Source organism: Bacteroidia bacterium (assembly GCA_033391075.1).
GTDB lineage: Bacteria > Bacteroidota > Bacteroidia > J057 > J057 > JAWPMV01.
Map to the genome: position 1 here is coordinate 4,286,114 of JAWPMV010000001.1, position 11,863 is coordinate 4,297,976.

An 11,863-nucleotide genomic window follows, 5' to 3' on the forward strand; every position below is an offset into this window, starting at 1 on the left:
GTTTGAATACAGCCGGATAAAGCCAAAGTGCTTTGGTCCGGCTGTTTATTTTTAGCCTAAAATAGAAAAGCCTTTTCGTGGCGATTTCCGACGTCCAGGCGTTTTTTTAGGGGCTGCCTTTTTTCCTTTACCCGAGCCATAGCAGACATTACAGATCTTACTTTTGCGGCTCATAAAAATTCCGGCACCTTTGCAATTGGAGCAGGTCTTCCCTCCTCTTTTTCCAGAGCCACTACATTTTTTGCAGATCTTGTTTTCGTGATAATGGATTTTCCCTTTACCCGCGCAAGTATGACATTTGCTGCTCATCATTTCTTTTCTTTAGATATTAATAAAAGAGGTCAATCGTGGAGCGCTTCCCATTTTTCAAGGTACGAACCTTCCCGTCCAGAAATTCTATTGCATCATATTCATTGGGCAAAATCTCTTTTCCATTCAAATCAATCAGCCCCATCTTTCCATCAATGATTGTAACTCCTATGCCCGACTCAAATTCAATTGCATCATACTTATTTTCTATAATGACTTTCCCATTGATATCTACCATCCCAATCTTTCCTCTTTTCATGGTCCAGGCCCTTTCTGATTCAAATTCAATGGCTTCGTATTCATTATTCAGTAAAATATTCCCTCTGCCATCTATCATTCCCATTTTACCATTTTTCAGGGTAAAGCCACGTTCTCCGTCAAAACCAATAGATTCATAAACTGTAGGCAAAACTTCCTTCCCTGAGAGATCCACCAGACCGTATTTGCCATTTTCACTAAGCAGATAGAGGCCCTCATTAATTCGTACTTTTTGTGCCAAAAGAGATGGCATCAGGCTCATATTAACCACTATAAGCAGTAAGAGAAAAGCGAGTTTTTTCATTTTTGCATGTTTAGGTTTGTATGAATAGAAGGACTAAGTGCTCCTTTACTTTAAAGGAGACCAACATAAAGAGGCTGAAAATCAGCGAAGGTTGGAATGCGAGGAAATGGATGCAAAAAAATTAACCTCATTTCTTCGGATTTCCCTGACAATGCTTTTTAAGAAAATAATTGGCATTGAAAGCACTGCGCTCAGCGGCAAGTTGAAAATCCTGGCAGGCCTGGTTTACTTTTCCCAGAGCCACCAGACACTCTCCTCTACTTCGATAATAATCCCCCACTCTGTTTTCCCGTTCGATGGCCTTATCAAAATCTTCGATGGCCCAGACATGATCGCCCAAAGCAGCTTTGCTAATCCCTCTATAGTAAAAATACTCTCCTGTATCATCTTTCAAGCGAATGGCATCTGTAAAATCATCTATGGCATCTTCATGAAAATCCATAGAGGCATAACTCTTCCCTCTATTCCAATAATACAAATGATTGCCTGACTCAATCAGGATAGCATAGGAATAGGATTGCACAGACTCTCCATATTCACCCAATTCAAAAAGGCAAATTCCTCGGTAGTAATGAAAGCGCGCATTATTGCGATTGATGCGAATGGCTTTGTCATATTCCTCAACAGCTTCTGCATATTTTCCTTGCGTAGCCAGAGAGAAACCATTGGCCGCATGTTTGCCAGCGGTCTGGGCGCATAGGAAAAAGCCCAGTATCATAAGACTTAAAAAAAGTATGGCTCTATTCATGGGAATATTTTTTTTCATGAATTCTTAGGATTAATTTAAAAAATTACGCTCAAATTTGTGCGTGTGAGAATTAGATGAAACAGGAACTGCTATGAAAAAGCTATATATACTAGGCTTGCTTTGCTTTTTTGCCATGGGCTGCAAAATGGGCGATACCACTCAGGAGGGCACTAGCCAAACAGAAGACAATCAAAGTAAAAAAAGAAAATTCCCTATCGCTCTTGAGCATGGGAAGTTTATGGAAGAAGATGGCAGGAAGCTCTTATATGGAGGAGAAAACCCTGCCTGGCATTTCGATATTACCGGAAGTGAGTTGAAGGATGAGCAATATCATTTTGGAATCGGCAGGGAACGCTTTCATGCCCTCACTGATCCTGTATATTTTTCAGAGGCTGAAGCAGATGTTGTTTATGAAGACAGTGCGCGTTTCCTCTTGTTAAAAATGGGAGAGGAAGTAAAAGCTTATGGCATAGACCTGCTTACGCATCATGAGATAGTCAATGATGTGGTGAATGGGGAGCCCATACTGGCAGCCTACTGTATTTTGGCAGATTTAGGCGCTGTGTATTCGAGGGAATATGGAGATACCAGCCTCACTTTTGCCCTGAGTGGATATACTTATTTTGATCCGGAAGTATGGGAAGGATTGGATGGCTTTGTCTGGTGGGATAGAGAAACAGAAAGTACCTGGTGGCCCTTGATTGGAAAAGGAGTTTCTGGTGATATGCAGAATATGCCCCTGAAGGTTTTGGACGAAAGTATGTGGTCTCAGACTCAGTGGAAAGATATCAAAGGAAAATATGAAAATCTGGAGGTACTGAAACCAGATCAAAGCATGGAGCCCCCCCTTAGTTGGCCAGGATTTTCAAGTAAAAAATTAGCTGAGATAAGAGAAGCAGAAAAAGTGGATGCAAAAAGTCCACCCAGGTGGGGTGAGGTTAAGGAATAGCCAAATGTTCTTCAGGGCAAATGATTCCTTTTCTGCGGATCAGATCATCCATCTCCAGCAATGAGGCCAGGGTGATTTGTGAATAATTTTGGGAAGCATTGCCAAATCGACGGGCCTTGGTTTGCCAGATTTTCTGAATAAGTCCTATCCCTCCTTCTCTGGGCCTGATTTTACGAATAACCCTGCGGACATTTCTATTTCCGGCATGATAAACGTGCATAACCAGTAGACGAAACCAAAGATCAGTTTCTGAATACTCAAGTCCATAGTCTTTGCAGAGTTCTCGGGTTTTGGGAAGACAAACACGGCGAATCAACCTCGCCGCTCCCTGTGCAGATTTGTAGAAGTCTTCTCTTTCGTCTAAACTATCATTGACCACTAAACCCACTTCACGCGCTACTCCTTCCATCAACTGAAAAGCGCCATAGGCTCCATCTGTCGAGAACTGCAAACGATCCGGGCTTTCTATCAGCAAAATACTTTGTGCATACCAGGGATCGGTTTCCTCTTTCATAAAAGCTCCCACTGCTTTATCGATATGCGTCATGAGGGCTTCATATTTGTAGAAGTGGTTTCGACCTGTTGTGAAATATATTTCATCTTTTTTCCGCAGACCATGAACCTTACGGACGGAATCTTCATAGGCTTTTTGTTCCTTCTCACTTCTGCTGCGCCAATCGGAAGTTTTCAAATGAGTGAGTATTTCCCGGCTTTTGGCAATGTTTACAATCAGGGAGTCTGGACCCATTTTCATGGCCTTTCTCCAAAACTGAGGCTGCACCAATGTATCCCATCCCTCGGTATGCAAACTGGTATCACGGATAATCTTCAGGCAAAAATCATCATAGGTTTCCGGCTGAAATACATGATTTCCTGCCTCCTGCTCAAGGTCAGGGGTATTGTATCGGGCTGGCCAAACCAGGAGTAAGGCCAACAATATTCCAACCAGTACGATAAACAATTTGCGCATCTCGTCTTTCCAGCCAATTCCCTGCCAGCTTAGTCCGGGAAATGGGAATCATCAATATTGGGGATAACTTTTAAAGCATTCTTATAATAGATCTTTTTCAAGACTTCATCAGATAATCCCAGTCCATACATTTTCCAGAAAGCATGACGTTTTCTGTAGTAATCGAAGTATTCATCTTCGGTTTCCAATACCCGAAAGTATACATAGTATTCTTTGGGCCTCCAGCTATCTTTGCCGAACATGATGCGATCCTGGTATTTTTCCAAAAAGGCTTTGGCTGCCCGGGGTTGACGACCGAGCTCCGCCAGGACTGCTCCGATTTCTGAATACATATTGGGCATTTCATCCAGCAATTCTCCAAATTTTTTCAGGTCATTTCCATACCAGCCCAGGTGAGCATTGATGAATTTAGTATTGGGATGCTTTTTAAACATGCGATGCTGCTCAGCGATTACTTCTTCCCAGGAAGGATACTGTTGGGGATCTCTGTATCTGCCCGGTCTTTGCTTGAGTTCCAGCCAGCGTTCGTTGTACTTATCTCTGGGTTTCCAAAAAGCTGCAGGCTCTCCGCTATGGATCAAAACCGGAATCCCCAATTCTCCACATTTTGCCCAAACCGGATCAATACGAGGATCATCTACAGCAATGCGATTCCCATTTTTATCCTTGGCAGTAAGGCCCAGGTTTTTGTAGATCTTGAGTCCATTAGCCCCTCTTTTTACATCATTTTCAACTTGCTTGGCGGTCAATTCTCCCCAATTAGGATCATCTATGCCTTCAAAGCGAATATTGGTAAAAACGATAAACCGACCAGGCGCATTTTTATTGGCATTGTCCAGATTTCCTTCCAGGGTTTTAGGATCGCCAAAGCCTCTCCCACTCAGGTTTACCATAACGGCCATATTCAGCGCATCCATTTCAGCTGTCAGATCTGAAAGATCCATTTTAGCCATGCGGAATTGATGATTATGCACATCAATAAATGGGAATTTGGATCTTTGGGTAGGATGCTCTTCCACTACCAGGGTAGAATTGGGAGAATATTCCTCGAAACCCATCAGCGTATCTGCAGGATTGAGTGCCTGGGAGAAAGTGGATAGAAATAAAAGGCTTGTAAATAGAATAGATAGGAAAATAGACTTCATCATCGTTGCTTTTTTGTTGCAACAACGAATATAAGAGGAAAATGCTTGTGGATGTTAGTGGGATAAAATGCAAGGGAAGATTTATTCATCCAGCTCGCAGAATATCGGCCCTAATTAGTTGATGGTATTTTCTGTCACAAAGAATACCCGATCCGCAACAGCTACAGATTCAACCTGATCAAAGGCATAGACAAACAATCTATAAGCTCCCGGTTTTTCAGGTGGAGTAAAGCTGATGCTATTGCCTTCAACTTTTGATATCAGACCTTTCAACGGCTCAGGACGATACTCCATATCGCCTCCGGTAGAGAATTTGTAATCTCCTTCAGGCATGATTTCCCAAACGTATTTGAGCGTATCTCCTTCGTAATCATAGCCGCTAACACTAGCTTCATAGGTAGTTCCTATGTGGAGATAGGTATCATTTCGTTCTCCCAAATCCTGGTCAATCATCATAGAATCGAGTAGAGGCGCTCTGTTTTCTGGCCATTTACCTGTCCATTTATGTTGCATCAGGTCAACCATTGGTGTCTTTTCGCCACTTTCCGTAAACATGCTGAACCAGAAATGAGTTCTCTCCTGTTTGTTTCCCCAATAGAAAACACAGGAGCCCAGACAATATTCTTCATCCATGGCAATGGAAGAGTCATATAGATCGGACATTTTGGCCATCTTCATTTTGCTGTGCATATCGAGGGGGACATTCCACTGAGTATAGCGAACTTCCCACCATCCAAGGGGCCCCCATTCGGAAATGATATAAGGACCATTCCATCCCCACCAGAATTGGCGCATTTTTTCCGGAAAGCCTTTTAATCCTCCAAATACATTGAAAGAAAGGACATCTATCTCTGGCGCCTCTTCAGCAATGGCACGTGTACGTGCAGCATCCGGCATGATCATCGTTGTCGTAGGATGATTGGGATCAACCTCATGGATCATTTTACAGACACTATTTACGGCCCGCCATATATATACATTATCTTCTGTAGCATCCAGCTCCAGTTCATTCCCTACGCCCCACATCAACAAAGCCGGATGATCCTTGTATCTAATTACATCTCTGCGCAACCTCTGTAGCTGAGTCTCAACGATATGCTGATCTTTATAGTCAAAGCCAAATCGGGCAGGAATCATATTGAGTCCTGCGATCACATAGAGTCCATTCTTATGGGCTTCATCCAGAATTGAATCCAGCTTGATCGTTGACCAGGTTCTTATGGTATTTCCTCCACTTCCTGACAGTTTATCCATAAATTGATCGCCTCCCGCACCTTTTACATAAAAAGGCTTTCCTTCTCTAAATAGCTGAAATCCATTTTGGGTTTTCCGTAGCTCCACCGTTTTGGTAAAGGGTGCATTTTCATCTGGCAAGTGATCAAAGTTCTTCCAGGCCCAGGGGCGGAGGTACATAAAAACTGCCAGACAAGCGATAAGAGATGCAAGCATGCCCAGGAAAAGGAAGCGTTTCCAATTCCCCAACAAATATTTTATCAAAAAATTCTGCTTCTGATCAACCATTCTTTTCAAATCAGTTGTTTAATTCCACTCCCTGAGAAGAGGTAACAACATTTCCATCTTCATCACTGATGTATAAGTATACCCGATAATCATAATAGTCATTGGGTATTTGAATTCTTACTTGTTTTCCTCCATCGACTACTGATATATCTCCTGAATCATCCAGGTATTTTTCGCGGAGCAGATACCATTCATATTTGAGGTTCTTATCTGTATGGTTATTCTCCGTAATCGCTTTGAAGGTATATATGCCTCCCCGATACATGCGAGCATCCGGAGGAGCGATATAGGCTTCGTATAAAGGAGCTTTCTCATCTTCTTTCACCCAGGCATTTTTCAAGGCATAATAAGAAGGTTTCAATCGTCCCTTAAAGTCCGTAATCCCAAACCAGGTCGCGGTTCCTTCCATTCTGTCTTACCAGCAGAAAGCAATTCCTCCTACATTATTTCCCCGCTTACTTTCAATATGATTTTTCCAGTTCTGGCTATAAAGTTTGGCCTTTTCATAACTGGAGTTTTCATGTGGAATAGATTGAGGGTCAAAATCCTGATTACTAGGATCCCAGTATTTCTGAGGTCCAAATGCTGATAAGAAATAGGGTCTCTCCGGATCAAATTGCTGGAATACCGAATCCAGTTCTTCTATTCGTTCTCCGTAATAGCTATTCACCCCGATCATATCCAGAGAAGGGGCAAGGGTACGAAAATCCTGCAGCGTACCTGCCAGATTTTTTCCATGCTCCACAGCTGTCATTACAGGGCGATTGGGATCAATCTCATGGATTTTCTTGGCCAAACGCTCAATCATCCGCACATAGGCCCATCTCGTTTTGGTCAGATAAGGCTGTTGGAAGCGAAACTCCTGAGAACTCCAGGTTTCATCTCCAAGTACCCAACCCAGAATAGCCGGAGAATCCTTGTATTTATAAACCAGTTCAAGGGTTTCCTGCTCATATTTTCTAACAGCGGCTGTATCAAAGTAATAATCGATGGCCGGATCAAACCAGGCACCATACAATACCTTCAAGTCCTGCTCTTCAGCCAGTCTGAGGATATTCCAGTCATAAATGCCCGCCGCACCAAATCTCCGGATGGTATTTGCCCCCATTTCCTTTACCCGTGAAAAATCCATTTCTAACTGCCTACGCGTCAAAGGAAGGAAACCATCTCTCCAACCATGAGTAGGATTATATGCAATTCCTTTTATATAAAAAGGCTCTTCATCTACCAACAATTGAAAGTCTGCACCTTCTCTTATCACTTGAATTTTCGTAGGCTCATCTTTTTTCAGGCCTCCATTTCTCACCTTCTGTATCGAAGCTGCCAGGGTGTTTCTGTCCTGACTTGATACATAGGCTTCCTCCCTGATCTCTTGGTTGAGTAAGTAAGGGGGTTTATCGATGAAAGGTTCTGATGAGGTAAGGTGTTTATGAATAACCAGCTTGGTTTTCTCTGTATAATCGAAAGCTGTTTTCTTTTTTCCATCTCTAAAAAAGAGTACAGAACGGATTTCGGGATATTTACTGCCGATACTCAGGAAAGCATCGTTTAGCCAGATTTCCTGTTCGCCGGAATTGGTTTTAGCTTCCAGTCGAGAAATCATAATGGGCTTTTGAGAAAGGCCATATTCGCTTTGAAGTAAACTATGATAATCCTCATAAAGGTCATCAAAACTGTCCCAACTGTCCTTATCCTTTGGATTCCCTTCATTCCTTACACAAATTCCTAACCACTGAACATAGTTATTGCCAGGATAGAAATTGGAGAAGGTTTCAGCAGAACCAGGTTCCCATAACCAAACGACATTGGATGCACCTTTCTCTACAAACCTTTGGACCATGTATTTCCAGGTATCCTTGTATACCTCAGCAGCAGCAGGGTGCTCAGAATACCAGGGATGATCTTCCCGATCCGGCTGACCGGCAAAAGACAAAAATACCGGTTGATTCAACTCTCTAAGCTGGACAGCAAAATCATGGATGTATGCATCGAATTTACCTTCCAGAATATGGGTAAATACCGGATAGATATCTTCCTTGCTATTTTTAATGCCCATTTCTATAGGCTGAAAATTGATCATAGGAAGGTTTCCATTCCTCAATAAACTTTTCAGCTTATCTATTGGCAATTGTTTATTGCCATCCCAGGCAAATGGAAAGTTGACAATATCAAAGCTCACCTGTAGCTCATCCTCCATCCCATGAAGCATATTGAGATCCAGATCAGCTCTTTCATCACTTGCTCCTATTCCACTATAGAACCAACGCACTTGCTCAATCCCCTGTAAGGCACGATTGCGCATGAGTTCGGTTTGTTGCTTTTCATAAAAGGTATAACCCGTTAGTGCACCAATCAAAAGAATGGTAAGAATGAAAGACCCATTTCGGATCAATCTGTAAACAACATAATGTCTCAGGTTCCACCAAAAACTCCGAATCCCTGTGATGAAATCATCCATTCCAATCCAAGAATAGAGTTTAAGCATAGCCTTTTGCTGTGCAATCCAGACTCCCGCACTCAGAATGACTACATTTATCCCGGCAAAAAATGCCATGGCAAAACTGTAAGGATTCCAGTCAATAGATAGTCCATATACGATGGCTACTATGCTGAGCACAATCATCAGGAGGTTGGGAATGGATAATTTCCATGCATTCTGTGGCTCATCATCCTTGGGAGTCGGTATATAAGGTACTTTTATTTTAAAAATGGCATAAATGAAGCCTACCAGATGAATCCACCAGGTCGAGGCCAGCAATATTCCTCCCAGTACATGAAAGCCTCTTTCATGTTCTTCCAACATCCATCTTTGGGCGAATTGTCGGATCAGCATATTGAGTACCAGGAGAGGAATAACGATCTTCCCAAACAAGATCAAATCCATATGCCAGGGCACACGTGCAAAAAAGAGAGAAAAGATAGGAACGAGAATATCAATAAGGCCTATCAATCCATGGAGGAAGAAAAGCGGAATGGTTGCATAATGAAGTCTTTGCGGCCAACTCAGCTTTCTGAATAATTTGGGGTATACCCGGAAGAGGAGTTCAAAGGTTCCTCTGGACCATTTAAGTTGTTGTTTCCAGTAAGCACCAGCGGAAGCCGGTACCAGACCCCGTGTCAATTGCTCGGGCACGTAAATGGATTTCCATCCTTTTGCATGCAGTTGCATAGCGGTGTGCATATCCTCCGATAATCCCGCTGCATGTCCCCCAATGGAATCAAGGGCAGATCTCCGGAAGGTACAATTGGCTCCAATTGCCTGCACGGTCCCATATGAGTTCATAGACATCATCATAGGACCATAAAAATGGTAGGTCTGCTCGGCAGCTCCTTTGGCTACAAAACTCTCATTTTGATTGCCATATGCCTGTACACATTGTACATAGCCTATTTCTTCATCTTCGAAATATGGAATTACCCGATCTAGAAAATCTTCTGTAGGTTCATGGTCAGGGTCCAAAACCACGACAATATCGCCATCACAGTGGTTTCTGAGGCAATAATTCACATTCCCGGCTTTGGCGTGGGTTTTATCTTCTCCTCTATAAGAATGGATAACGCCCAGTTCTTCGCAGACCTGAATCATATATGGATCATTCCCCTCATCGCACAAATAAGTTTTGTGCGGGTATTTCACGGCCTTCATGGCCTTGAGGGTATTGACAATCATGTCATAAGGTTCCCCCGGACAAAAGGTTGTGACCATATCGACGGTCCACTCTTTGTCTGTTTCCGGCATTTCAGGAACACTGATACTGCTGTAGTGATACCACTCATGCAGCATTTTGATCAAACGGAATCCAAGGGCAAATGTGAGAAGTACGTATAGCGGAAAATATCCTATATGGTCAGGATCAATGAACCACACCAGAAAAACCGTCATAGCTATTAGGCCCAGAACGATCATGAACCGTATTCCTAAAAGCTCGAACTCGGTAGGCGCAGTAATTTTCCTTCGCTGCAGGGCATGCTTACGTAGGCGGCCGAAGTTTATCATTGATTAATTAAAACCTGTATTAGATTGTCGCTATTTTGTATCGATTTATACAAATGTTCAAAGAAAAAGTCTTCCAGCCCATCCGTTTGGGATAAACGGTTAGGAAATCTTCGCCAATGGGAAAATAAAGCTGCTATAAAATTTATTGGGCTCTTTAAGTATTAGGAATCCAAATATTTGTAAGTGGATTCATTAGAAAGAACTGAATGGTATGATAAAAGTATTTAGCGTAATCGTAAGTAGCTGTTGATATTTGATCGCTTACTTACAATGGAGAAAAGGGGTAGGAATTTGGAGATAAAAGAAGTTGGACAGCTCTTCCATTTGGACTCAGGAAAAAGACAGGGACAAATTGACTAAAATCGGGTACTTTCTGAAAAATCTAAATATCCGGACCTAAGTATTCCAAAGTCCAAATATTCGATCTCTGAAATCCGCTTCAGACTCAGTATAGCCACTTTAAAAAATTTCGGAAACTAGACTCCTAAAAGTTGGGAGAGTTTTTCGCCTGCTGCAGCGACTGTCTTTTTGGTGTTACCGATAAAAATTTCGTCTTCAAAAATCATAACCGGTCTCTTGAGAAAAGTATACTCCTCCAGGATATATTTTCTATAATCTTCTTCATTCAGCTCCATTTCATGCAATCCCATGCTCCGATATTTCATGGCCCTTCTGCTAAAGAGACTTTCATAGGAGCCCGACATCTTTTTCATTTCATCAATTTGTTCAGCACTGATGGCTTCAGTCTTGATATCCTGCATGATGACCTCCGGTCCGGGTTGGAGTTCTTTGATGATTCTTTGACAGGTCGTACAGTTGGCCAGGTGATAGATTTTTAGCATGCCCAAAAGTACATCTTGTATCCTGATCTCACAATCTTCTTTAGGGGGAATATTTTTCCAAAATTAGGAAGTACTCCTGCCAATTATGTATATTTTGCCTCTTCTAAAGATTCGATTTCTAAATAATGAACAAAGTATCTTTTCTACTGATCACAATTCTTACTTGCACTTTTTTCACTTCCTGCCTCACCATTGAAGAGTCCTATAAATTCAACAAAAATGGATCTGGATGGATGCAGTATAAAATTGAGACAGCTGATCTTGCTGAATTGATGGAGAAATTTGATACAGATGAAGATGCCTCCTCAGGCTTTGATGCTGAAAAATTGTCCATGCGTAATCTTGTTCCAGGACTGGAAAAAATTGAGGGTTTATCGGCAATTGACCTTGTAGATTCTCCGGATGACAATGAATATGGTGTCAGCTTTAAATTCAAAAACCTGGCTGCGCTTAACAAGGCTTTGAATCATATCATGATGGATGAAAACAGTCCTTCTTTCACCTATTTTCGTATGGATGGGAACATTATTACTCGTGAACATAAGATGAGTAAAAACAATGTAGGAGGAGAATTTCTGAACAAAGTGGATGATTCAGAAGCGGCTTCTGCATTCCTTCAGAAAATGGATTATAAAATTCGCTACAGCTTTAAGCAATCTGTAAGAGTTGCCTATAGCATGTCCGAAACTTCTATCATAGGGAAAAAGAGCAAAGATCTTCAGGTCGAGACAGATCTACGGAGTCTCCTGAACGATAAAGATGCCCTCAATACCTCTATCGTATTGAAATAAAAACCCGCATTCCCGGGAATTTATAGCTT

10 protein-coding genes are annotated in these 11,863 nt (G+C 42.1%); 2 read left to right on the forward strand and 8 right to left on the reverse strand.

Annotated elements, in window-relative coordinates:
• Positions 1–328: 328 nt before the first annotated feature.
• Positions 329–871 (reverse strand): WG repeat-containing protein, encoded by a 543-nt coding sequence (locus tag R8P61_17020; GenBank protein MDW3648773.1) that lies wholly within the window; start codon positions 869–871, stop codon positions 329–331.
• A gap of 127 nt (positions 872–998) precedes the next feature.
• Positions 999–1,637, reverse strand: a complete 639-nt coding sequence (locus tag R8P61_17025; protein ID MDW3648774.1) for a tetratricopeptide repeat protein — start codon at positions 1,635–1,637, stop codon at positions 999–1,001.
• 73 nt (positions 1,638–1,710) lie between these two features.
• Here R8P61_17025 and R8P61_17030 point away from each other — a divergent pair, with 73 nt between their 5' ends.
• Entirely contained in the window at positions 1,711–2,568 is an 858-nt protein-coding gene (locus tag R8P61_17030) for a DUF3179 domain-containing (seleno)protein (protein MDW3648775.1), read from the forward strand.
• Here R8P61_17030 and R8P61_17035 read toward each other — a convergent pair.
• The 6 genes from R8P61_17035 to R8P61_17060 all read right to left on the reverse strand — a co-directional run bounded on the left by R8P61_17035 (position 2,558) and on the right by R8P61_17060 (position 11,043).
• Positions 2,558–3,538: a hypothetical protein gene (locus R8P61_17035; protein MDW3648776.1), complete on the reverse strand. Its 981-nt coding sequence runs from the start codon at positions 3,536–3,538 to the stop codon at positions 2,558–2,560. The genes R8P61_17030 and R8P61_17035 overlap by 11 nt on opposite strands.
• A 29-nt stretch (positions 3,539–3,567) precedes the next feature.
• Entirely contained in the window at positions 3,568–4,683 is a 1,116-nt protein-coding gene (locus R8P61_17040; GenBank protein MDW3648777.1) for an amidohydrolase family protein, read from the reverse strand.
• 114 nt (positions 4,684–4,797) lie between these two features.
• On the reverse strand, positions 4,798–6,204 hold the full coding sequence (locus R8P61_17045) for a glycoside hydrolase family 2 TIM barrel-domain containing protein (protein MDW3648778.1): 1,407 nt from the start codon (positions 6,202–6,204) through the stop codon (positions 4,798–4,800).
• Between the two features lie 10 nt (positions 6,205–6,214).
• On the reverse strand, positions 6,215–6,613 hold the full coding sequence (locus R8P61_17050) for a hypothetical protein (protein MDW3648779.1): 399 nt from the start codon (positions 6,611–6,613) through the stop codon (positions 6,215–6,217).
• Between the two features lie 6 nt (positions 6,614–6,619).
• Positions 6,620–10,201, reverse strand: coding sequence for a glycosyltransferase family 2 protein (locus tag R8P61_17055; GenBank protein MDW3648780.1), 3,582 nt, complete (start codon positions 10,199–10,201; stop codon positions 6,620–6,622).
• 476 nt (positions 10,202–10,677) lie between these two features.
• Positions 10,678–11,043 carry an ArsC/Spx/MgsR family protein gene (locus R8P61_17060; protein MDW3648781.1) on the reverse strand — a complete coding sequence of 122 codons (366 nt, stop codon included), beginning with the start codon at positions 11,041–11,043 and terminating at the stop codon, positions 10,678–10,680.
• A gap of 125 nt (positions 11,044–11,168) precedes the next feature.
• Between R8P61_17060 and R8P61_17065 the strand changes: the two genes are divergently transcribed.
• Positions 11,169–11,834 (forward strand): hypothetical protein, encoded by a 666-nt coding sequence (locus R8P61_17065; GenBank protein MDW3648782.1) that lies wholly within the window; start codon positions 11,169–11,171, stop codon positions 11,832–11,834.
• Positions 11,835–11,863 lie beyond the last annotated feature (29 nt).